This window comes from Geodermatophilus africanus, assembly GCF_900107105.1.
Lineage (GTDB): Bacteria > Actinomycetota > Actinomycetes > Mycobacteriales > Geodermatophilaceae > Geodermatophilus > Geodermatophilus africanus.
On sequence record NZ_FNOT01000004.1, the window covers coordinates 71,051 to 92,894 of the forward strand.

The following is a 21,844-nucleotide window of genomic DNA, read 5'->3' on the forward strand; positions in this document are numbered from 1 at the left end:
CGCGGTGCGGTCCGGTAGGACCGCGATGTCATCGTCACCGCGTCGCGGTGCGCTGGTAGAGCCGCACCGAGAGCGGCACGAAGACCGCGAGGATGACCGCCGTCCAGAGCAGCGTGTAGAGCACCGGGTTCTGCAGCGACCAGGCGTCGGGCACCGGGGTGCCTGGAGGCACGTTCCCGAACAGCTCCCGTGACGCCAGGGTGACCGTCGAGACCGGGTTCCACTCGGCGAAGACCCTCAGCACCGACGGAAAGGTCTCCAGCGGCACGAACGTGTTGGCGATGAACGTCAGCGGGAAGATGACGATGAAGCTGGCGTTGTTGACCACCTCCGGCGTCCGGACCAGCAGCCCGACGACCGCCATCAGCCACGAGATCGCGTAGGCGAAGACCAGCAGCACGAGGAACCCGGCCAGTGCTTCCCCGAGCGAGGAGTTGACCCGCCAGCCGACGGCCAGGCCGGTCAGCGCCATGACGGCGATCGAGATGACGTTGAGCCCGGAGTCGGCGACCGTCCGCCCGACCAGCACGGCCGAGCGGGACATGGGCAGCGAGCGGAACCGGTCGATGAGCCCCTTCTGCAGGTCCTCGGCGATGCTGGCCCCGGTGGTCGTCGACCCGAAGACCACCGTCTGCGCGAAGATTCCCGGCAGCAGGAACTCCGCGTAGCTGATGCCCGGCGGCAACCCGCCGATCGCGCCGCCGAACACGTAGCGGAACAGCACCACGAACATGATCGGCGACAGCGTCGCGAAGACGATCAGGTCCGGCACCCGCTTGACCTTGATCAGGTTGCGCTTGGTGATGACGACGCTGTCGGACAGCGTCGTCGCGAGGCTGCTCATGCCATCCCCCCGGTCGCGGCAGGAAGGGCCGCCTGGTCGTCGTCGGTGGCGACCTCCTCGGTCGCGTGGCCGGTCAGGGCGAGGAAGACGTCGTCGAGGTCCGGCCGGCGCAGGCCCACGTCGAAGATGTCGGCGATGAAGCCGTCGAGCCGCTGCAGGGCCTCGGCCAGGACCTCGGCGCCGCCGCTGACCGGCAGGCTCAACCGGCGCGCCTGCTCGTCCACGTGCGGCTCGTCGACGGCCAGCCCGCGCAGCCGGGCCAGGATGTCGGGCAGCACGGCCGCCGTCGTCACGGTGAACTCCAGCCGCTGACCGCCGACCTGCGCCTTCAGCTCGTCAGCGGTGCCGCGGGCGATGACCCGCCCCCGGTCGATGACGACCATCCGGTCGGCCAGCCGGTCGGCCTCCTCCAGGTACTGCGTGGTCAGCAGGATCGTCGTCCCGCCGTCGGCGAGGTCGGCGATGAACTCCCACATGCCCAGCCGGCTGCGTGGGTCCAGCCCCGTCGTCGGCTCGTCGAGGAAGAGGATGCGCGGCCGGGCGATCAGCGACGCGGCGATGTCGAGCCGCCGGCGCATGCCGCCGGAGTAGGTCTTGGCCGGTCGGTCGGCCGCCCCCGTGAGGTCGAACCGCTCCAGCAGCTCACCGGCCCGCGCCCGCGCCTCGCGCCGGCTCAGCCGGTACAGCCGGCCGACCATCTCGAGGTTCTCCAGCCCGGTGAGGTACTCGTCGACGGCGGCGTACTGGCCGGTCAGCCCGATCGTGGCGCGCACCGCGTCGGCGTCGTCCACCACATCGAGGCCGGCCACGCGCACTCGCCCCGCGTCGGCCCGCAGCAGGGTGGTGAGGATCCGCACCACCGTCGTCTTCCCCGCGCCGTTCGGGCCGAGCAGGCCGAGCACCGACCCCTCGGCCACGGTCAGGTCCACCGCGTCGAGGGCCGTGGTCGCGCCGAAGCGCTTCACCAGGCCCTCGACGACTATCGCGTCGGTCATGACCGGGGAACCAGGTGACGGCGCCGACACTTCCCGACCACTCCTCCGGCCCTCCTGCAGGGGCCCATCGCGAGCCTGCGAGCGGTGGGGGGCAGGAGGGTCCTTCAGCCGGTGGTCACCGTGTAGCCGGCCCGGTGGAGCCGGGCGAGCACCTCCTCGGCGTGCTCGGGCCCGCGGGTCTCCAGGACGACGAACACCTCGACCTCGCCCAGCCCCAGCCGGGTCGCCGTCCGCTCGTGCTCGACCTCCAGCACGTTGGCGCCGACCTCGGCCAGCTCGCCGAGCACCGCCGCCAGCGACCCCGGCCGGTCGGGCACCCGCAGCCGCAGCGACTGGTAGCGGCCGGCGGCGGCCATGCCGTGCTGCACGACCTTGAGCAGCAGCACCGGGTCGATGTTGCCGCCGGAGACGATCGCCACCACCGGCGGCGGGAAGGCGGCCGGGTCAGCGAGCACGGCGGCGACCGCGGCCACGCCGGCCGGTTCGACGACGAGCTTCGCCCGCTCCAGGCAGAACAGCAGCGCCTGCGAGAGGTCCTCCTCGCCCACCGTGCGCACCTCGTCGACAAGGTCGCGGACGTGCGCGAACGTCAGCTCCCCCGGCGAGCCGACGGCGATGCCGTCGGCCATCGTCGTCATGCCCGCCAGCGCCACCGGCCGGCCGGCGGCCAGCGACCCCGGGAAGGCGGCGGCCGCGGCCGCCTGGACGCCGACGACCCGGACGTCGGGACGGCGGGACCGCACGGCGGCCGCGATGCCGGAGACCAGGCCCCCGCCGCCGGTGCAGACGACGACGGTGGCGACGTCGGGGCACTGGTCGAGCACCTCCAGGCCGACCGTGCCCTGCCCGGCGATCACGTCGGGGTGGTCGAACGGGTGGATGAACACCGCGCCGGTGCGCTGCGCGTGCTCGGCGGCCGCCGCCAGGGCCTCGGTCAGCGACGCGCCGCCCAGCCGGGCCTCGGCGCCGTACCCGCGGGTGGCCGCCACCTTGGGCAGGGGCGCGCTCTCGGGCATGAAGACCGTGGCCCGGATGCCGAGCAGCTGCGCGGCCAGGGCGACGCCCTGCGCGTGGTTGCCGGCGCTGGCCGCGACGACGCCTCGCGCCCGCTCCTCGGGCGAGAGCCGCGCCAGCCGGGTGTAGGCGCCGCGGATCTTGAACGAGCCGGTGCGCTGCAGGTTCTCGCACTTGAGCCAGACCGGCCCGCCGACCCGCTCGGCCAGCGCGCGCGAGTGCTCCAGGGGCGTGTGCCGGACGACCCCCTCCAGCAGCGCCGCCGCGGCCGCGACGTCCGCCCCGCCGACCAGCGAGACGTCGGCTCGTGTCATGCGGTGATCATCGCAGGCCCGGGGCCGGATCGGCAGCGAGCGACGGGTGCCCGCGCCGCCGCTCGCGTCGTACCGTGGCGGGGGTGACGGACCCTGGCTCCCCCGCCTCCGCTCCCCCCGCTCCCACGACCCTGGGCGAGCTCCGCGACAGCGGGGCCACCTGCCGGCCGGTCAAGGCCGAGATCCGCGCCAACCTGCTCGCCCGCCTGGCCGCCGGCGAGCCGTCCCTGCCGGGCATCGTCGGCTTCGAGGACACCGTCGTCCCGGAGGTCGAGCGCGCCCTCATCGCCGGCCACGACCTGGTGCTCCTGGGTGAGCGCGGCCAGGGCAAGACCCGCCTGATCCGCACGCTGATCGGCCTGCTGGACGAGTGGACCCCGGTGCTCACCGGCAGCGAGCTCAACGAGCACCCGCTGGCCCCGATCAGCGTGTGGGCGCACCGGCAGGTCGCCGAGCACGGCGACGCCACCCCCGTCGGCTGGCTGCACCGCAGCGAGCGCTTCGGCGAGAAGCTGGCCACCCCCGACACCAGCGTCGGCGACCTCATCGGCGACGTCGACCCGATCAAGGTGGCCGAGGGCCGCACGCTGGGCGACCCCGAGACGGTGCACTACGGCCTGGTCCCCCGCACCAACCGCGGCATCTTCAGCGTCAACGAGCTGCCTGACCTCGCCGAGCGCATCCAGGTCGCGCTGCTCAATGTGCTCGAGGAACGCGACATCCAGATCCGCGGTTACCGGGTGCGGCTCCCGCTGGACCTGCTGCTGGTCGCCAGCGCCAACCCCGAGGACTACACCAACCGGGGCCGGATCATCACCCCGCTCAAGGACCGGTTCGGCGCCGAGGTGCGCACCCACTACCCGATCGAGCTGGCCGACGAGGTGCGCCTCCTGCACCAGGAGGCGCGGGTGTCCGGGCTGGGCGACGGCGGTCTGGACACGCCCCTGGTCCCGGAGCACCTGGCGGAGATCGTCGCCCGCTTCACCCGGCTGGTCCGCGACTCCAACCACGTCGACCAGCGCTCCGGCGTCAGCGCCCGCTTCGCCATCGCCGGACTGGAGACCGTGGCCGCCTCCGCCGTCCGCCGGGCCGCGGTCGCCGGGGAGACGCGGCCGGTCGCCCGCGTCGTCGACCTGCCGAGCATCGTGCCGGCCAGCCGGGGCAAGGTCGAGTTCGCCGACTCCGGCTCCGACCCGGACGACGAGCGGGAGATCGAGGTGCTCGAGCACCTGCTGCGGCAGGCGACCGCGCAGACGTTCCGGGCCCGCTGCGCCGGGCTGGACCTCACCGGCCTGCAGGAGCACTTCACCGGCGGGGAGACCGTCGAGTCCGGCGAGCTGGTGCCGGCCGCGGCCCTGCTCGGGCAGCTCGGCACCATCCCGAGACTGGCCGAGCTGCTGGGGCGCCTGGGCGTGCCGGAGGGCGAGCAGTCGGCCGAGCAGGCCGCCGCCGCGGTGGAGTTCGCCCTCGAGGGCCTCTACCTCACCCGCCGGCTGGCCAAGGACACCGACGGCCCGCGCACGGTCTACGGGGCCTGACGTGAGCAAGCGTGCGAGCTCACGCATGAGCACAGCGTGCTGCACCACTGCTCCGACGAGCGCCAGCGAGGAGGAGCAGTGGTGAGGCGGCCGGGGAAGGGCTACCGGTACGGGCGCTGGCGGGGCGGGCCCGACCCGCTCGCCCCGCCCTACGACCTGGGCAGCGCGGTCGACGAGATCGGCGACTCGGTGCTCGGCGGCAGCGGCGTGCGCGAGGCGCTGCGCGAGCTGCTGCGCCGCGGGATGGACGGCCGGCGCGGGCTGGACGAGCTGCGCCGGTCGGTCCGCGAGCGGCTGCGGCAGGCGCGCAACGTGGGCCGGATGGACGGCACGCTGCAGGAGGTGCGCGAGCTGCTCGACCGCGCCGTCGAGGCCGAGCGTCGGGAGCTGTTCCCCGACCCGGACGACATGGCGCGGCTCAAGGAGGCCGAGCTCGACGCGCTGCCCGACGACACCGCGGGCGCGGTCCGGGCGCTCAAGGAGTACGACTGGCGCTCGGCGGAGGCCCGGCAGGCGTACGAGCAGATCCAGGACCTGCTGCGCCGCGAGGTGCTCGACAGCTCCTTCGCCTCGATGAAGCAGGCGCTGGAGAACGCCACCGAGGGCGACGTCCAGGCGGTCAAGGACATGGTCGCGGACCTGTCGCAGCTCATCGACGCGCACAACCGCGGCGAGGACACCGACGAGCAGTTCCAGCAGTTCATGGACAAGCACGGGCAGTTCTTCCCCGACGACCCGCAGTCGGTCGAGGAGCTGATCGACCAGCTCGCCCGCCGGGCGGCCGCGCAGGAGCGGATGATGGCCGGCCTGTCGCCCGAGCAGCGGGCCGAGCTGGCCGACCTGATGGCCCAGACGATGCAGGACATGGGCCTGGCCAGCGAGATGGCGCACCTCCAGGACGCCCTGCGCCAGGCCCGGCCGGACCTGCCCTGGGGGCAGCGCGGGCAGGTGCCCGACGGCGAGCAGTCCCTCGGCATGGGCGACGCCACCAGCGCCGTCGCCGAGCTGGCCGACCTCGAGGCGCTGTCCAACCAGCTGTCGCAGGGCTACGCCGGCGCGTCGATGGCCGACGTCGACGAGGAGCTCCTGGAGCGGGCGCTGGGCCGGCCCGCCGTCGACGACCTCTCGGCGCTGCGCCGGTTGGAGCGCGAGCTGGAGCGGCAGGGCTACCTCAACCGCTCCGACGGCAGGCTGGAACTCTCCCCCAAGGCGGTGCGCCGGCTGGGTGCGACCGCGCTGCGCCGGGTGTTCGCGCAGCTCGACGCCACCGGCCGCGGCGAGCACGACGTCGCCGACGCCGGCGCGGCCGGGGAGCTGACCGGCAGCTCACGGGAGTGGCGGTTCGGGGACGAGCAGCCGCTCGACGTCGTCCGGACGGTGCGCAACGCCGTCCTGCGCACGGCGCACGAGCCGCGTGCCGACGACGACCGGCGGGTGCGGATCGCCGTCGAGGACTTCGAGGTCGTGGAGACCGAGCGGCGCACCGGTGCCGCGGTCGCGCTGCTGGTCGACCTCTCCTACTCGATGGCGCTGCGCGGCACGTGGGGGGCGGCGAAGTCGACGGCGATGGCGCTGCACTCGCTGGTGACCACGCGCTTCCCGCAGGACGCGATCCAAATCATCGGCTTCTCCTCCACCGCGCAGGTGCTGCGGCCGGAGACCCTCGCCGAGCTGTCGGTGGACACCTTGCAGGGCACCAACCTGCAGCACGGGCTGATCCTGGCCCGCCGGTTCCTCGCGCACCACCGGGACGCCGAGCCGGTGGTGCTGGTCGTCACCGACGGCGAGCCGACCGCCCACCTGGAGGACGACGGAACGCCGTTCTTCTGCTGGCCGCCGATGCCCGAGACGATCGCCCGCACCGTCGCCGAGGTGGAGCGGGTGGCCCGCTCGGGAGCGACGATGAACGTCTTCGCCCTCGACCCGGAGCCCGGGCTGGTGCACTTCGTCCACGACATTACCCAGCGGGCCGGCGGCCGGGTGTTCACCCCGGACAGCGAACGGCTCGGCGAGTACGTCGTGGCCGACTACCTGCGCACCCGCCGGGGCCGTCGGGCGCGCTGAACGCGGCGAGATCGCCGATCTCGCGCGGTTCCGCGCCTCGGGGCGTGCGAGATCGCCGATCTCGCCGGGAGAGTGGGCACGTGACCCCCGCGCTGACCGTCGAGGAGGTGCCGCTCGACATCGTCCTGCCGCTGCGCAGCGCCGTCCTGCGCGGCGGTGGGCCCGCCGGCATGCCGGGGGACGACGACCCGGCGACCGTGCACCTCGCCGTGCGCACCGCGGACGGCGAGGTCGCGGGCGTCGTGCGCCTCTCCCCCGCCCCGTGCCCCTGGCGGGAGGCCCGCGCCCCGTGGCAGCTGCGCGGGATGGCCACCGACCCGGTGGCCCGCGGCACGGGGGTGGGCCGGCTGCTGCTCGACGCCTCGCTCGAGCTGGTCGGGGCGCGGGGCGGGGACCTGGTGTGGTGCGACGCCCGCACCACGGCGGCGGGCTTCTACGAGCGTGCGGGATTCACCGTGGTCGCCGGCCCCTACGACAAGCCGGGGGTCGGCCCGCACGTCGGCATGCTGGTCGAGCTGCCGCAGCGCTGAGTCCGGCGGCTCCGGGCAGTCGGTACCGCATGACCGAGTACGTGCGAACCGAGGACGGCGTGCCGATCGCCTACGACCGTGCGGGCAGCGGCCAGCCGCTGGTCCTGGTCGACGGCGCCGGCCAGTTCCGCGCGGTCGACCCCGACACCCGCGAGCTGACCGGCGAGCTGGCCTGCCGGGGCTTCGACGTCGTCCACCACGACCGCCCCGGCCGCGGCGACAGCGGGGGTGGACCACAGTTCTCGCTCGCCGGGGAGGTGGCGGCCGTCCGGGCCCTGCTGGACGTCATCGGCGGGCGGGCGTGGCTCTACGGCAGCTCCTCGGGCGGCGCGATCGCCCTCGCCGCGGCCGCCGGGATCCCGGGGGTGGAGCGGCTGCTGCTGTGGGAGGTGCCGCTGGGCGAGGAGGGGGGCACCGATGGCGCGGAGTTCCTCGGCGCGATCCGGCGGCTGCTGGCGGCCGGCGACCGGGAGGGAGCCCTCCGGGCGTTCACGGAGGACATCCCGGGCTGGTTCGACGCCGTCCGCAGCGGCCCGCAGTGGCCGCTGTACGAGCGGATGGCCCCGACCCTCGAGGCCGACGCCGAGGCGCTGGCCTGGACGCAATCGGCACCGCGTGCGCAGCTGTGGGCGTCGGTGACCGCACCCGCCGTCGTCCTGCTCGGCTCGTCGCCCTTCCCGTTCATGGTGGACGCCGCCGAGTCGCTGCTCCGGTCGCTCCCCCGCGCCGAGCGCGCCGAGGTGCCGGGCAGCGGCCACCACTGGGAGCCGGCCGACCTCGCCGACCGCCTCGCCGCGTACCTCCCCGTCAGCGGACCGTGAGCGAGCCGCTCGAGCTGATCCCCGGAATCCGGCCGGCCCGGAAGGCGTCGACGAACAACCGGAAGTCGTCCTGGGTGCGGCGGGCGTAGTCGTGCGCGAACCCGACGAGGTCGGCGACGAACTCGTCCTGCCGGTCCCCGACCAGCTCGGTGATCGCCTCCTCGGTCTGGAAGGGCACCAGCGTGTGGTCGCTGTCGACGTCCCCGACGCAGTGCACCTTCGCCGTCGCCCGGCCGAGCTGGACCATCACGGGCGCGATCTCCTCGGGCTCGGTGAGGTCCTCCCAGTCCAGGTCGACCTCGTAGGGCGAGAGCTCCTGGACGACGAAGCCGACCCCGCCGATCTCGGTGTGGCCGAGGAACTGCGAGGCGTTGGCCTGCAGCGCGCGCTGGGACACCGCCGTCCGGTGCCCCTCGTGCTCGAAGGCCGACCGGATCTGCGGGTCGCGGACGACGCGGCTCGGTGCCGGCACGTTGCCCTGCTTGAGCGAGAGGACGACGTCGTTCTCCAGCGCCTGGTCGTAGCCCTCGAGCAGCACGGTGTAGGCGGGCAGTCCGGCGCTGCCGATGCCGAACCCGCCGGTGGCGACGACGTCCTTCACGTCGTAGGCCACGTCGCGGCGCCGCCGCGGCGGGAACACCGTCTCCCGGTACCGGTCGAGGGCGGCGAGCACCCGGTCGCGCTCGGCGCCGTCGAGCCGGCGGCTGCGCGGGCCGTCGGCGAAGCGCCGCTGGAAGTCCTCGACGACGGTCAGCCGGTCCAGCAGCGCCGACCGGCTGCGGGCGCTGGTCTCCAGGATCGCGTCGTGCACCGCGCCCTCGGTGTTCTCCTTGACCAGGGCGAAGGACTTGTCGTCGTCGAGCCGGGTGAAGGCGCGCACCTGGTCGAGGTACGCGGTCAGGTAGGCCTGCAGCAGGTCGGTGATGACCTCGTCGCCGAAGGCCTTGCGCCAGGCCAGGAGCGCGAAGCTGGCGCCGAACCGGCGCAGGTCCCAGCTGACGTGCCCGACGTAGGCCTCGTCGAAGTCGTTGACGTCGAAGACGATCCGCCCGGCGCCGTCCATGTACGTGCCGAAGTTCTCCGCGTGCAGGTCACCCTGGATCCACACCCGGCCGGTGCGCTCGTCGCACCAGGGGTCGGTCAGCTCCGCCATGTCGGCGTAGAAGAGACAGGCGGTGCCCCGGTAGAAGGCGAACGGGTCGGCCGCCATCTTGCGGAACTTGGTGCGGAAGGCATCGGCGTCGGCGGTCATCAGCTCGGAGAAGGCGTCGACGAGCACGTCGACGATCTGCTGCGAGCGGTCACCGTGGGTGACCCGTGCGAGGGATTCGGCCACGGGAGGACGGTAGGCGGCGGTTAGCCTGCAGTGACAGGGGTTCTCCTTCCGAGGGACGGAGCGGCGGTGACGCGAGCGACCACGGCCTGGCGGCTGGCCACGGGTGCCGCCTACGGCGGCGGGGGGCTGGGCCTGGTCGGCGCCGGGATGCTGGCCGTCCTCCGGCAGCAGGCCCGCTCGGCCCGGCGCCGGGTGCAGGCCAACGACCTGCGCGGTGGCCCGCCCTCCGGCGAGGGCGTCTACGGGCGCGGCCGCGGCCGGCCGATCGTCTTCGCCGTGTTCGGCGACTCCAGCGCCGTCGGACTGGGCGTGCCGCGGGCCGCGCAGACCCCGGGCGTGCTGCTCGCCGCGGCGCTCGCGGAGCTCGCCGAGCGCCCCGTCCGGCTGGTGCGGCTCGCCGTCTCCGGCGCCCGGTCGTGGCAGCTCGACGAGCAGGTCGACAAGGCGCTCCTCGAGCACCCGACCGTCGCCCTAATCATGATCGGCGCCAACGACGTCACCAGCCGCACCGCGCTCGAGGTTTCCGTGCGGCACCTGCGCGACGCCGTCCGGCGGCTCACCGAGGCCGGCACGGAGGTCGTCGTCGGCACCTGCCCGGACCTGGGCACCGTGCGCCCCATCGGCCAGCCGCTGCGCTGGCTGGCCCGCCGGTGGAGCCGGCAGCTGGCCGCCGCGCAGACCATCGCCGTCGTCGAGGCCGGCGGGCGCACCGTGTCGCTGGGCTCGGTGCTCGGACCGTCGTTCGCCGAGGACCAGGGCCTGTTCAGCGTCGACGAGTTCCACCCGAGCGCGGCCGGCTACGCCGCGGCGGCCGCCGTCCTGCTGCCCTCGATCGCCGACGCGCTCGGGGTCTGGCCGGCCGCGGCGGACCGCGGGCTGCGCAACCTGCGCCGCGACACCGTCCGTCCGGTCGCCCGGGCCGCTGCCCGGGCCGCCGGCCGGACCGGCACCGAGGTCCAGGCGACCGCCGTCCGGGGCTCGGACACCGGACCGCGGGGTCCGTGGGCCCGGCTGCGGCGGCGCCGTCCGCCGGACCTGCCCACGCCGGAGCAGGCCGAGCGCGCCGCGGAGGCCACGCCGCTCGGCTGAGCGCGGGACGGGCCTTACCGGGGAGTAGGTTCGGGGTCGACCCGACGTCCGGCGACCCGTCGTCGGAGCCCCTCATCGTGGAGGACCCATGCCCGAAGCCGTCATCGTCGCGACCGCGCGTTCGCCCATCGGCCGCGCGTTCAAGGGCTCGCTCAAGGACCTGCGGCCCGACGACCTCACCGCCACCATCGTGCGTGCGGCCCTCGACCGGGTGCCCGCGCTGGACCCCACCGACATCGACGACCTGATCCTCGGCTGCGGCCTTCCCGGCGGGGAGCAGGGCCACAACATGGGCCGCGTCGTCAGCGTCCTGCTCGGCATGGATCACCTGCCGGGGACGACGATCACCCGCTACTGCTCCTCGTCGCTGCAGACCACCCGCATGGCGATGCACGCGATCAAGGCCGGCGAGGGCGACGTGTTCATCTCCGCGGGCGTCGAGATGGTGTCCCGCTTCGTGAAGGGCAACAGCGACTCGCTGCCCGACACCCAGAACCCGGCGTTCGCCGACGCCCAGGCCCGGGTCGCCAAGGTCGCCGAGAGCGGCGCGGACTCCTGGGCCGACCCGCGCGACAACGGCGACGTCCCGGACATCTACGTCGCGATGGGGCAGACCGCGGAGAATCTGGCGCTGCTCAAGGACGTCTCCCGGCAGGAAATGGACGAGTTCGCCGTCCGCAGCCAGAACCTGGCGGAGCAGGCGCTCGCCGAGGGTTTCTGGGAGCGGGAGATTACCCCGATCACCACGCCCGACGGCACCGTGGTCAGCAAGGACGACAGCCCGCGCGCCGGCACCACGCTGGAGGGCATCGCCGGCCTCCAGCCGGTCTTCCGCCCCGACGGCCGGGTGACCGCCGGCAACGCCTGCCCGCTCAACGACGGCGCCGCCGCGGTCGTGGTCATGAGCGACACCAAGGCCCGCGACCTCGGGCTGACCCCGCTGGCCCGCATCGTCTCCACCGCGGTCACGGGCCTGTCGCCGGAGATCATGGGCTACGGCCCGGTCGACGCCTCCAAGCTGGCCCTGCAGCGGGCCGGGATGAGCATGGGTGACATCGACCTGGTCGAGATCAACGAGGCGTTCGCCGCGCAGGTCATCCCGAGCTACCGCGACCTGGGCATCGACATCGACCGGCTCAACGTGCACGGCGGGGCCATCGCCGTCGGCCACCCGTTCGGCATGACCGGCGCCCGGATCACCGGCACGCTGATCAACGGCCTGCAGACCCGGGACGCCACCTTCGGCCTGGAGACGATGTGCGTCGGCGGCGGCATGGGCATGGCGATGGTCCTGGAGCGGCTGTCCTGAGCCGCTGACGGAGCGAGATCGCCGATCTCGCACGCTTCCCACCGCGGAACCGTGCGGGATCGCCGATCTCGCCGAAGCAGGCGCCCCACAACGGCCAGTGGCCCGGCCCCCTCGCGGGGACCGGGCCACTGGTGTGTGGTGCGGTGTCGCTCAGTCGCTGCTCTGCAGGTAGGACAGCAGCCGCAGGATCTCCAGGTACAGCCAGACGACCGTGATGAGCAGGCCGAAGGCGATGTACCAGGCGAACTTCGCCGGGGCGCCGCGGCGGATCGCCTCGTCGGCCATGTCGAAGTCGAGCAGCAGCGAGAACGCCGCCACACCGATCACGACCAGGCTGAAGACGATCGACAGGGTGCCGCCGTCACGCAGGCCCAGGCCCCCGGGGACGAAGAAGCCGACCACCAGGTTGACCAGGACCAGCGCCAGCACACCGAACATCGCGCCGACGATCCAGCGGGTCAGCTTGGGGGTGACCCGGATGGCGCCGGTCTTGTAGACCACCAGCATGCCGGCGAAGACACCGAAGGTGCCCACCAGCGCCTGCATCACGATGCCGGGGTAGACCTGGTTGAAGGCCTCGCTGATGGCGCCGAGCGCGATGCCGTACAGGGCGCCGTAGGACAGCGTGGCGACCGGGTTGGCGATCTGCTTGAACGCGATGACCAGGCCGAGCACCAGGGCCACGAGGACCGCGGGCAGGGCCAGCCCGAACGCCAGCTCCTGCGGGAGCAGCGCCCAGGTGACGGCGGCCGAGAGGACGGTGACCAGGAAGGACAGGCCCGTCTTCTGGACGACGTCGTCCATCGTCATGTAGCGGGTGGTCGGCGGCGCGTACGGCGACTGCGCGTACGGCGACGCGGCGTAGGGGTCCTGCGTCCCGTAGCCGTACTGCGGGGCTCCGTACTGCGGAGCGCCGCCCCACGGGCCGGTCTGCTGGCCGTAGCCGGGGCCGGCGTTCTGGAGTCCCCGGCCGAAGACCGGGTTGGAGCTGGGCATCGTCATCTCCTCGAGGTGACCTGGCTGTCGTGGGGCCCACGGTCCTGCACCCCACTCGGTCAGGTCAACGCCTGGAGTGCCTTGCGCGTTCCTGGACGCCGTCCGGACACCCGGACGAGGGGTGTGGGGGACGCCACGGGGCCGGTGGCGCACCGCCGCCGGCCCCGTGGGTCCTCGGGTCAGACCTGCTCGCCGTGCTCGTGGTCGTGGCCGGCGTGCAGCCCGCCGCCACCGTTGGGCTGCGCTGCCGAGAGCCGGTACTCACGGGCTGCGGGGTCGCCCTCGAACGTGCCGCCCGGCACGGGCTTGCCGACCACGCCGTTGACCCGCTGGCTGTCGTAGCCCAGCGTCAGCACCGCGTAGGCGATGGCGTCGGAGTTCTGGTCCAGCGCCTCGGGGTCGAGGTTGGTGATGTCGTCACCGACCTGGTGGTAGTTCGGGTCGTACGCGACGCCCGCCTCCCCGCCGTAGGCCTCCGCCTGGTAGGGCTGCTTGATGTCCTCGGCGCCGGTGAACAGACCACCGGACGGGATGCCGGCCAGGATGAAGGCCTGGTAGTCGCTGCGGCCGCTGAACTCGGTGCCCTCATAGAAGAGCTGCTGCTCCTCGTAGAAGTCCTCGAACACGTACTCGATCTGGTCCGAGCCCTCCGGCACCGGCACGCCCGGGGGAGCCGGGAAGGCCGACAGGTCGCCGTCGTAGATGAGCCGGGCGAAGTTCGGCGAGCCGACCATGTCGAAGTTCAGGTACAGCCCGATGTCCTCGCGCTGCTCGGGGGTCAGCGACGCCACGTAGTGGTTCGACCCGAGCAGGCCGAGCTCCTCGGCACCCCACCACGCGAAGCGCACGGTGTTGGGCAGGTCCACCTTCGCCATGTTCTCGGCGACCTCGATGAGGGCGGCGCTGCCGCTGCCGTTGTCGTTGATCCCCGGGCCCTCGGGGACCGAGTCGAGGTGGGCGCCGGCCATCACCACGTTGTCCGAGGTGCTGCCGGGCAGCTCGGCGACGACGTTCTCGGTCTGGCGGATCTCGCTGGTCGAGTCGACCGCGAGGTCGATCGTCGTGCCCGCGGTGGCGAGGTCCCGCCCGAGGGTCGTCGGGACGCCGACGACCGGGATCGTGACACCCGGGGCACCCAGCGTGCCGTTGAGCGGCCCCTCCGCGTTGTTGAAGACGACGACCGCGGAGGCGCCGGCAGCCGCGGCGTTGCCCGCTTTGAGGCCGAAGGGGCAGGTGCCCCGCTGGACGAGGGCCACCGTCCCGGCGGCGAAGCCGGTGAAGTCCTCGGTCTCGCAGCCGCTGGTCGTGGAGTCGATGTCGACCGGGGTGACGGCGCGGTCGTCGACCGTGCCGCTGGCGGTGTAGGTCATGGGCACGTAGTCGGTGCCCACCTGGTACGTCGTCGCCGTGGGCGCGACGCGGCTGAACGAGCTGCTCCGCAGCTGGAAGAACGGGAAGTCGAACTGCTGGCGGGAGACCTCCCAGCCGGCCCTCCGGAGCCGCTTCTCCACGTAGTCGGCCGAGGCCGTGAAGCCGGGTGTCCCGGACGCCCGGGTGCCGGCGTTCTCCGGGGCGTCCGCGATGGCCTGGAACGCCTCGAGGTGCTCCATGACCCCGTTCAGGGTCACGCACTCCGTCAGCTCCGCGACGGTGTCGTTCACCTGCTTCTTCTCACACGCCTTGCTGCCGCCCGGTGCGGCGGCGGCCGGGCCGGCCAGCGCGACGGTGCCCGCCAGCGCCATCGCGCCGGCGGCGCCGAGCGCGACGGCGCGCACCCGGTGGGAGGTGGTTCGGGTCATGCTGGGCTCCCCCTCTGCTCGCGGGTGACTCGACGCTGAGCGCACCCTCCGTGAACACCTGTGACTCTGCGTGGTGGGACGGTGACTCGTCACGCCTTGATCTGCAGCAGGCGAGGTATTGGTGCCCCCGGTCGGGTTCGAACCGACACTGGGACCCTTTTAAGGGGCCTGCCTCTGCCAGTTGGGCTACGGGGGCCGCCGAGCACGCCGGCCGGCGGTCAGCTCGCCCGGAGGGTGCCCGACTGGGCCTTGTCCTCCGCCGAGGGCGGGGGCAGCGACCCGGTCCGGCCGGTGTTGGCCGCCTGGACGAACTCGCGACGCGGGTCCTGCAGCTGGCCCAGCGAGATGACCTCGCGGCGGAACACCGCGGCCAGCGTCCAGTCGGCGACCACCCGCGCCTTGCGGTTGAAGGTCGGCACCCGGCTGACGTGGTAGGTGCGGTGCATGAACCAGGCCGGCCAGCCCTTGAGCTTCACGCCGTAGACCTGCGCCACGCCCTTGTGCAGGCCCAGGCTCGCCACGGAGCCGGCGTAGGAGTGCCGGTAGGGCTGGGGCTCGCGGCCCTCGATCGACGCCACGACGTTATCGGCCAGCCGCTTGGCCTGCCGGACGGCGTGCTGCGCGTTGGGCGCGGTGGTGGCGCCGGGGGTCTCCTTGGTGAGGTCCGGGACGGCGGCGAGGTCCCCCGCCGACCACGCGTCGGGCATTCCGCGCACCTGGAGGGTGGGCTCGCAGACCACCCGCCCGCGCTCGTCCACGGGCAGGTCGGTCTCACGCAGCATCGGGTTGGGCTTGGTGCCCGCCGTCCACACCAGGGTGTCGCTGTCGAACTCGTCGCCGTCGCTGAGCCGGACGTGGCAGTCGGTGACGGACTCCAGCCGGGTGTTGAGCCGGACGTCCATCCCGCGCGCGGTCAGCTGCTTGACCGTCCAGGCGGCCATGTCCAGGTCGACCTCGGGCAGGATCCGGCCCATCGCCTCCACCAGCACCCAGCGCATGTCCGCCGTCGAGAGCCGCGGGTAGTAGTGGGTGATGGCGTATCGGGCCATGTCCTCGAGCTCGGCGAACGCCTCGACGCCCGCGTAGCCGCCGCCGACGAAGGTGAAGGTCAGCGCGCGGCGGCGGACCCCGGGGTCGTCGGTCGAGCTGGCCGCGTCCAGCCGGCCCAGCACGTGGTTGCGCAGGTAGATGGCCTCGCCGACGTTCTTGAAGCCGACGCCGTGCTCGGCCAGCCCGGGGATGGGCAGCGTGCGGGCCACCGAGCCCGCGGCCATGACCAGCACGTCGTAGGAGAGCTCGTACGTCTCGCCCTCGATCGGCGCGATCCGGGCCCGCCGCTCGGCGTGGCTGAGCCCGGTCACCGCCCCGGTGACCACCCGGCAGCGCGGCAGCGTCCGCCGCAGCGGGACCACCACGTGACGCGGCTCCACCGAGCCGGCCGCCGCCTCGGGGAGGAACGGCTGGTAGGTCATGTGCGGCTGCGGGTCGACGACGACGACCTCCGCCCGCCCCCGCGACAGCCGCTTCTGCAGCCGCAGGGCGGTGTAGAGGCCGACGTAACCGCCGCCGACGACCAGGACCACGGGTCGCTGTGCCATGGGCCGAGCCTAGGGCCGGGGAGCCGCTTCCGGCACGGTCGCGGCCAGCTCCCTCGCGCGGGAGAGGACGGCGTCGAGCATGGGCTCGGTGAGCCTGCCGGTGAACGTGTTCTGCTGGCTGACGTGGTAGCTGCCCAGCAGGGTCAGCGGCCCGCGCGGACCCTCCAGCGACACCTCGACGCCGTGCCCGAACACCGGGCGGGGCCGGGGCAGCGCGTAGCCGGCCCCGGCCAGCACCGGCCACAGCGCCGTCCAGCCGAAGCCGCCGAGGACGACGGCGACGCGCAGCCGCGGCAGCAGCGCCAGCTCGCGCGCCAGCCACGGGGAACAGGTGTCCCGCTCCTCGGGGGTCGGCGCGTTCGCCGGCGGCGCGCAGCGGACGGCGGCGGCGACCCGCACATCGGTGAGCTCCAGCCCGTCCCCGACGTGGGTGGACGTCGGCTGACTGGCCAGGCCCGCCCGCCACAGCGCCGCGAAGATCCAGTCCCCGCTGCGGTCCCCGGTGAAGACCCGCCCGGTGCGGTTGCCGCCGTGCGCGGCCGGCGCCAGCCCGACGACGGCGATCCGGGCGTCGGCCGGGCCCAGCCCCGGCACCGGCCGGCCCCAGTACTCCTCGTCGCGGAAGGAGGCGCGCTTCACGCGGGCGACCTCCTCGCGCCAGGCCACCAGGCGGGGGCAGGCACGGCAGCCGGAGACCCGGGCGTCGAGGACGGCGAGGTCGCGGGCACCCCGCGCCGAGCGGACGACCCCGGCGGGGCTGCGGGTGACGGGGAAGCCGACTGCGTCGCCGGGGCGGCTCTGCCGCAGGGGCCCACCGCGAGCCTCGATCGGCCCCCCTGCAGCAGAAGGACCTCCCTGCCCCCCACCGCTCGCAAGCTCGCGCCGGGCCCCTGCAGGGAGGCCGTGGGGGCAGGGGGGTCCTTCACGGGGGGCAGCGGGGTCCTTCATGGGAGAAGCAGACCACCCGGCCGAGCGCGGGGACGCCACGGGGCGGCATGATCGCGGGGTGGCCCGGACGAAGAAGCAGAAGGCACCGCTGACCTGGAAGCTTCTGGGCACCGGCACGGCGGTCCCCGCAGGGATCGCCGTCCGGAAGCTCAGCGACGCCGCCTGGTACGCCGTGCGGGGCACTCCTCCGCCGAAGAACCCGGCCGCGCCGGGCGTCGGCTGGGGCGAGGCCCTGGCGTGGGCGGCGGTGTCGGGGGTCGCCGTGGCGGCCGGCCGGCTGGTCGCCGCGCGCGGCGCGGCGGCGGCCTACCAGTCGCTGACCGGCAAGCTGCCGCCCGGGGTCAACGAGGGTCCCTGACCGCTCCGCGGGCCAGCTGCAGCGCGATGCCGTCGAGGATGTCGTGCTCGCTGACCACGACGTCGTCGAGCGCGAAGGCGTCCATGAGCACCCGCAGGATCAAGGAGCCGGCGCCGATGACGTCGACCCGGCCCGGGTGCATGACCGGGTACGCGGCGCGCCGCTCGCGGGTGGCGGTGAGCAGCCCGGCGGTCACCGCGCGGACGGCGGACACCGGGATGCGCGAGCCGTGGATGGCCACCGGGTCGTAGGCGGGCAGGCCCAGCGCGAGGGCCGCGACGGTGGTGACCGAGCCGGCCAGGCCGACCAGGGTAGCGGCCTCGCCCACCGGGACGGCGGCGGCGACGTCGGCCAGCGCGGCGCGGATGTCGGCCTCGGCGCGCTGGATCTCGTCGGCCGGAGGCGGGTCGCCGTGCAGGTGCCGCTCGGTCAGTCGCACGCAGCCGACGTCGACCGAGCGGGCCGCCCGCACCCCGGCCGCGTCGCCGAGCACGAACTCGGTGGAGCCGCCGCCGATGTCGACGACCAGGTACGGCGGCCGGGGCCGCTCCTGGCCGTGTGCGGCGACCGCGGCGTCCAGCGAGGCGGTGGCACCGAGGAAGGACAGCCGCGCCTCCTCGTCGCCGGCGACGACGTCGGGCAGCTGGCCGAGGGTGTCCAGCACCATGCCCTCGAAGTCGGCGCGGTTGGCGGCGTCCCGGCTGGCGCTGGTCGCGACCATGCGCACCGCCGTCGCGCCCAGGTCGCGCGCCTGCGCGGCGTACTCCGCCAGCACCACGCGGGTGCGCTCGATGGCCTCGGGTGCGAGCCGGCCGGTGGCGTCGACGCCCTGGCCGAGCCGGACGACCTCCATCCGGCGCAGCAGGTCGCGGTGCGGCCCCTCGGGGGGTACGTCGGCCACCAGCAGGCGGATGGAGTTGGTGCCGCAGTCGATGGCCGCGACGCGGGTCATGGACGGTCCCCCTCGGGGAGCGCGCAGGGGCCGTTCGCCCACCACTCCCCCATCTCGGCCACCGCGCGGTCCCCGACCGGGTTCACGCCCGGGCCGGCGGCCAGCGCGTGCGCGGCCAGGGCGTGCAGGCACTTCACCCGGTCGGGCATGCCGCCGGCGGTGTTGCGGGTAAGCAGCTCCCCGAGGGCGTCGCGCTCGGCGAGGTAGGCCTCGTGGGCGGCGCGGTAGCCCGCGGCCAGCTCCGGGTCGGTGCCCAGGGCGGCCTGCCACTCCCGCATCCGGCCGGTGGACTCCAGCCGGCTGGCGGCGGCGCCGGCCCGCGGGCAGGTCAGGTAGTAGAGCGTCGGGAACGGCGTGCCGTCCTCCAGCCACGGGGAGGTCTGCACGACGTCGGGCTGGCCGCACGGGCAGCGGTGCGCGACCGCGTGCAGGGCACGCGGCGGCCGGCCGAGCTGGCGGGCCACGACCTCCCGCTCCTCGGGCGTGATCGATCCCGTCACTCGTCGGGCTCCTCGTCGCCGTCGGCCACCGCGACCGACTGCACCAGCGCCTCGTACCAGGGCAGGTCGCCGTCCGCGGGCTCGGGCACCGTGCCGGCGTCCCCCTCGACGGCGTCGCCGTCCACCACGACCACCAGCCGGTCACCGGGCAGCACGTAGGCCAGCCGCTCGCGGGCCTGCCGCGTCCGGTAGTCCGGGTCGGACTGCCGTTCCAGCTGCGCCTCGAGCTGCTCGACGCGCTGGTCGAGGGCGGTGCCCTCGGCGGCCAGCCGGGTCAGCTCGGCGCGGCCGGCCAGGAACTGGCGCAGCGGGCCGGCCAGGGTCAGCAGCAGCACGAGGACCAGCCCGGTCAGCAGCACCGCCCGGCCGGTGACCAGCGGACGCCGCGGCGCACCGGACCCCGGCGCCGTCCGCGGCGTGCGGCGGGCGGCCCGCCTCGACTCCGGCCGGATGCCCGCTCCCGATCGGGAGCCGGCCGGCACCGGGCGGGACGCCGCACCCGACAGTGGCCGCCCGGTGGCGCGTCGTCGTCCGGAGGGCGCCGCGCCCGACCCGCCGCGGCGGCCGCGCGCCGCGCTCACGGGCGGGCGCGACCGGTCACTCGCCGGCCGCCGCGCCCAGCCGCGGGAAGGCCGCCGCGCCGGCGTAGCGGGCGGCGTCGTCCAGCTCCTCCTCGATGCGCAGCAGCTGGTTGTACTTGGCGACGCGCTCGCTGCGCGCCGGCGCACCGGTCTTGATCTGGCCGCAGTCGGTGGCGACGGCGAGGTCGGCGATCGTGGTGTCCTCGGTCTCGCCGGAGCGGTGGCTCATCATGCAGCGGTAGCCGTTGCGGTGCGCCAGGTTGACCGCGTCGAGCGTCTCGGTGAGCGTGCCGATCTGGTTGACCTTCACCAGCAGCGCGTTCGCGGCCTCCCGCTCGATCCCGTCGGCCAGCCGGGTGGGGTTGGTGACGAACAGGTCGTCGCCGACGATCTGCACCCGGTCGCCGAGTGCGGCGGTCAGCGCGATCCAGCCGTCCCAGTCCTCCTCGGACAGCGGGTCCTCGATGGAGGCGATCGGGTAGGCGTCGACCAGTCCGCGGTAGTAGTCGGTGAGGTACTCCGCCGACCGGGTCTGGCCCTCGAAGTCGTACCCGCCGTCGGTGTGGAACTCGGTCGCGGCGACGTCGAGGGCGAAGGCGATCTCGCGGCCGAGGGTGTAGCCGGCCTTCTCGACGGCCTCGGCGATGAGGTCGAGGGCGTCGCGGTTGCTCGGCAGCGAGGGGGCGAAGCCGCCCTCGTCGCCCAGGCCGGTCGCCAGGCCGCGGCCCTTCAGCACCGACTTCAGCGCGTGGTAGGTCTCGGTGCCCATCGCCAGCGCCTCGGCGAAGGTCGGCGCGCCGATGGGGGCGATCATGAACTCCTGCACGTCGACGTTGCTGTCGGCGTGGGCGCCACCGTTGAGGATGTTCATCATCGGGACCGGCAGCAGGTGGCTCGACGGCCCGCCGACGTAGCGGAACAGCGGCAGCCCGGCGGACTCCGCGGCGGCCTTGGCCACCGCGAGGCTCACGCCGAGGATCGCGTTGGCACCCAGGCGCTCCTTGTTCGGCGTCCCGTCGAGGTCGAGCAGCCGCTGGTCGACCATCCGCTGCTCACTGGCGTCGTAGCCGACCAGCTCGGGACCGATGACGTCGAGCACGTTGTCGACGGCCTTGGTCACCCCCTTGCCGGCGTAGCGCTCACCGCCGTCGCGGAGCTCCACCGCCTCGAAGGCGCCGGTGGAGGCGCCGCTGGGCACGGCGGCCCGCGTGATCGTCCCGTCGTCGAGGGCGACCTCGACCTCCACGGTGGGGTTTCCGCGCGAGTCGAGGATCTCCCGCGCGCCTACGGCGTCGATGCTGGGCACGGGAGCAGCCTAGCCAGCCCGCGGCGCTCCGAAGGCGTGCACCGCTCGGTTCCGTGGTGTCTCGGCACGGGCAGCCCGGCGGGCCTGGACGACGGGTGCCGCCAGCCGCCCGCGACCCCGAGGGAGATGCCGGGCAGGACTGGACCGCCCAGGACCTGCGCCTCTCCGTCGAGCAGGACCTGCTCGGCGGAGGAGTCCGCCTCGACACCGACCTGTTGGGACGCTCGTGACCGACGAGGACCACCTCACCATCCTCGTCCGCTACGCCGGCTCCCACCCCGTCGGCCGCCACGTGCAGTCGGTCCACCTCGACCTGATGGAGCTCCGCGAACAGGCCGGCGTCACCACCCTCGATGTCACCCGCGACGAGGTCCTCCACGGCGCAATCCACGTCCTGACCTGCACGAGGTCGCATCGGCGACCACGGCATCCGGCACTGGCGGTAGGTGGGACCCGGCGGTGTGCCTTCCCATCTCCCTCAGTAGGGCGCGATGTCGAGGTCGGCGCCGAAGCGGGGTGGGTGGCTGACCCGGACCTCACCGTCGGGCATCGTGACGGCCAGGCCGCCGTCACCGGACTCCTCGAAGCGCCAGCCGGGCGCCGCCCGGGTGGCCGCCGACATCGCGCCACGCTCGCCGGGCTGCCGGTCGAACGACGTCGCGGGACGGCAGCGGGCGAACTCCGCCAGCGAGGCCGCCATCACCGCAGACAGCCGGGCGATCTCGCGCGCCGCTGCTGCGGCCCGTGCCAACGGCCGGGCACCCGCGGACAGCAGCCGGTCCAACTCGGTGGCGCTCGACGCCGCGGGCTCCACCTCCCAGTCCCGGGCCCAGAGCAGCGCCGGGTGCACCGTGTCGACGACACACGAGCCTGCCCCAGTCGCCGGCCGCTCCCCGACCGCGGCCAGGCCGCGCTCGACCGACGAGACACCGCCTCGTTCCGCAGCCGACAC

General features: G+C 74.2%; 21 protein-coding genes and 1 tRNA gene. 8 read left to right on the forward strand and 14 right to left on the reverse strand.

Annotated elements, in window-relative coordinates; translation table 11 throughout:
* Positions 1-34: 34 nt before the first annotated feature.
* From BLW63_RS08120 to ilvA, 3 genes are all read right to left on the reverse strand, one after another.
* Positions 35-844 carry an ABC transporter permease gene (locus BLW63_RS08120; RefSeq protein ID WP_091153489.1) on the reverse strand — a complete coding sequence of 270 codons (810 nt, stop codon included), beginning with the start codon at positions 842-844 and terminating at the stop codon, positions 35-37.
* Positions 841-1,839 (reverse strand): ATP-binding cassette domain-containing protein, encoded by a 999-nt coding sequence (locus BLW63_RS08125; protein ID WP_091153492.1) that lies wholly within the window; start codon positions 1,837-1,839, stop codon positions 841-843. Before BLW63_RS08125 ends, BLW63_RS08120 begins: the two co-directional genes overlap by 4 nt.
* Before the next feature lie 104 nt (positions 1,840-1,943).
* Positions 1,944-3,167: a threonine ammonia-lyase gene (gene ilvA, locus BLW63_RS08130; RefSeq protein ID WP_091153494.1), complete on the reverse strand. Its 1,224-nt coding sequence runs from the start codon at positions 3,165-3,167 to the stop codon at positions 1,944-1,946.
* 83 nt (positions 3,168-3,250) lie between these two features.
* Between ilvA and BLW63_RS08135 the strand changes: the two genes are divergently transcribed.
* The 4 genes from BLW63_RS08135 (at position 3,251) to BLW63_RS08150 (ending at position 8,120) form a co-directional block, all read left to right on the forward strand.
* Positions 3,251-4,705, forward strand: a complete 1,455-nt coding sequence (locus BLW63_RS08135; protein ID WP_244522437.1) for a sigma 54-interacting transcriptional regulator — start codon at positions 3,251-3,253, stop codon at positions 4,703-4,705.
* 81 nt (positions 4,706-4,786) lie between these two features.
* Positions 4,787-6,769 carry a VWA domain-containing protein gene (locus BLW63_RS08140; RefSeq protein ID WP_244522438.1) on the forward strand — a complete coding sequence of 661 codons (1,983 nt, stop codon included), beginning with the start codon at positions 4,787-4,789 and terminating at the stop codon, positions 6,767-6,769.
* Positions 6,770-6,849: 80 nt separating this feature from the next.
* Positions 6,850-7,299, forward strand: a complete 450-nt coding sequence (locus BLW63_RS08145) for a GNAT family N-acetyltransferase (RefSeq protein ID WP_244522439.1) — start codon at positions 6,850-6,852, stop codon at positions 7,297-7,299.
* Between the two features lie 29 nt (positions 7,300-7,328).
* Positions 7,329-8,120 (forward strand): alpha/beta fold hydrolase, encoded by a 792-nt coding sequence (locus tag BLW63_RS08150; protein WP_091153510.1) that lies wholly within the window; start codon positions 7,329-7,331, stop codon positions 8,118-8,120.
* Here BLW63_RS08150 and BLW63_RS08155 read toward each other — a convergent pair.
* Positions 8,107-9,456: a DUF2252 domain-containing protein gene (locus BLW63_RS08155; RefSeq protein ID WP_211517050.1), complete on the reverse strand. Its 1,350-nt coding sequence runs from the start codon at positions 9,454-9,456 to the stop codon at positions 8,107-8,109. The genes BLW63_RS08150 and BLW63_RS08155 overlap by 14 nt on opposite strands.
* A 66-nt stretch (positions 9,457-9,522) precedes the next feature.
* Between BLW63_RS08155 and BLW63_RS08160 the strand changes: the two genes are divergently transcribed.
* A complete protein-coding gene (locus tag BLW63_RS08160) occupies positions 9,523-10,545 on the forward strand; it encodes an SGNH/GDSL hydrolase family protein (RefSeq protein ID WP_091153514.1) in 1,023 nt (340 codons plus the stop codon).
* 88 nt (positions 10,546-10,633) lie between these two features.
* Positions 10,634-11,854, forward strand: a complete 1,221-nt coding sequence (locus BLW63_RS08165) for an acetyl-CoA C-acetyltransferase (RefSeq protein WP_091153517.1) — start codon at positions 10,634-10,636, stop codon at positions 11,852-11,854.
* 150 nt (positions 11,855-12,004) lie between these two features.
* Here BLW63_RS08165 and BLW63_RS08170 read toward each other — a convergent pair whose 3' ends face one another.
* The 5 genes from BLW63_RS08170 to BLW63_RS08190 all read right to left on the reverse strand — a co-directional run bounded on the left by BLW63_RS08170 (position 12,005) and on the right by BLW63_RS08190 (position 16,886).
* Complete coding sequence (locus BLW63_RS08170) at positions 12,005-12,850, reverse strand: Bax inhibitor-1/YccA family protein (RefSeq protein WP_091153521.1); 846 nt, start codon at positions 12,848-12,850, stop codon at positions 12,005-12,007.
* 179 nt (positions 12,851-13,029) lie between these two features.
* Positions 13,030-14,649, reverse strand: coding sequence for a M28 family metallopeptidase (locus tag BLW63_RS08175; RefSeq protein ID WP_091153525.1), 1,620 nt, complete (start codon positions 14,647-14,649; stop codon positions 13,030-13,032).
* A 119-nt stretch (positions 14,650-14,768) separates the two neighbouring features.
* Positions 14,769-14,845, reverse strand: a tRNA-Leu gene (locus BLW63_RS08180).
* A 22-nt stretch (positions 14,846-14,867) separates the two neighbouring features.
* Complete coding sequence (locus tag BLW63_RS08185; RefSeq protein WP_091153528.1) at positions 14,868-16,247, reverse strand: NAD(P)/FAD-dependent oxidoreductase; 1,380 nt, start codon at positions 16,245-16,247, stop codon at positions 14,868-14,870.
* 9 nt (positions 16,248-16,256) lie between these two features.
* The gene (locus BLW63_RS08190) at positions 16,257-16,886 is read right to left on the reverse strand and encodes a uracil-DNA glycosylase (protein ID WP_280140500.1); all 630 of its coding nucleotides are present in this window, start codon (positions 16,884-16,886) and stop codon (positions 16,257-16,259) included.
* A 367-nt stretch (positions 16,887-17,253) separates the two neighbouring features.
* Between BLW63_RS08190 and BLW63_RS08195 the strand changes: the two genes are divergently transcribed.
* Complete coding sequence (locus BLW63_RS08195) at positions 17,254-17,553, forward strand: DUF4235 domain-containing protein (protein WP_091153532.1); 300 nt, start codon at positions 17,254-17,256, stop codon at positions 17,551-17,553.
* Here BLW63_RS08195 and BLW63_RS08200 read toward each other — a convergent pair.
* The 4 genes from BLW63_RS08200 to eno are packed head-to-tail and all read right to left on the reverse strand — an operon-like array spanning position 17,537 to position 20,892.
* Complete coding sequence (locus tag BLW63_RS08200) at positions 17,537-18,505, reverse strand: Ppx/GppA phosphatase family protein (RefSeq protein ID WP_091153534.1); 969 nt, start codon at positions 18,503-18,505, stop codon at positions 17,537-17,539. The two genes, BLW63_RS08195 and BLW63_RS08200, sit on opposite strands and share 17 nt — an antisense overlap.
* The gene (locus BLW63_RS08205; protein WP_091153537.1) at positions 18,502-19,005 is read right to left on the reverse strand and encodes a DUF501 domain-containing protein; all 504 of its coding nucleotides are present in this window, start codon (positions 19,003-19,005) and stop codon (positions 18,502-18,504) included. The genes BLW63_RS08200 and BLW63_RS08205 overlap by 4 nt, the downstream gene beginning before the upstream one ends.
* Positions 19,002-19,586, reverse strand: coding sequence for a septum formation initiator family protein (locus BLW63_RS08210; RefSeq protein ID WP_091153541.1), 585 nt, complete (start codon positions 19,584-19,586; stop codon positions 19,002-19,004). The genes BLW63_RS08205 and BLW63_RS08210 overlap by 4 nt, the downstream gene beginning before the upstream one ends.
* Positions 19,587-19,602: 16 nt before the next feature.
* On the reverse strand, positions 19,603-20,892 hold the full coding sequence (gene eno / locus BLW63_RS08215) for a phosphopyruvate hydratase (RefSeq protein ID WP_091153545.1): 1,290 nt from the start codon (positions 20,890-20,892) through the stop codon (positions 19,603-19,605).
* Between the two features lie 95 nt (positions 20,893-20,987).
* Here eno and BLW63_RS28510 point away from each other — a divergent pair, with 95 nt between their 5' ends.
* Positions 20,988-21,122, forward strand: a complete 135-nt coding sequence (locus BLW63_RS28510; protein WP_280140501.1) for a hypothetical protein — start codon at positions 20,988-20,990, stop codon at positions 21,120-21,122.
* A 248-nt stretch (positions 21,123-21,370) separates the two neighbouring features.
* Here the strand turns inward: BLW63_RS28510 and BLW63_RS08220 are convergent, their stop codons facing one another.
* On the reverse strand, positions 21,371-21,742 hold the full coding sequence (locus tag BLW63_RS08220; RefSeq protein WP_139263504.1) for a hypothetical protein: 372 nt from the start codon (positions 21,740-21,742) through the stop codon (positions 21,371-21,373).
* Positions 21,743-21,844 lie beyond the last annotated feature (102 nt).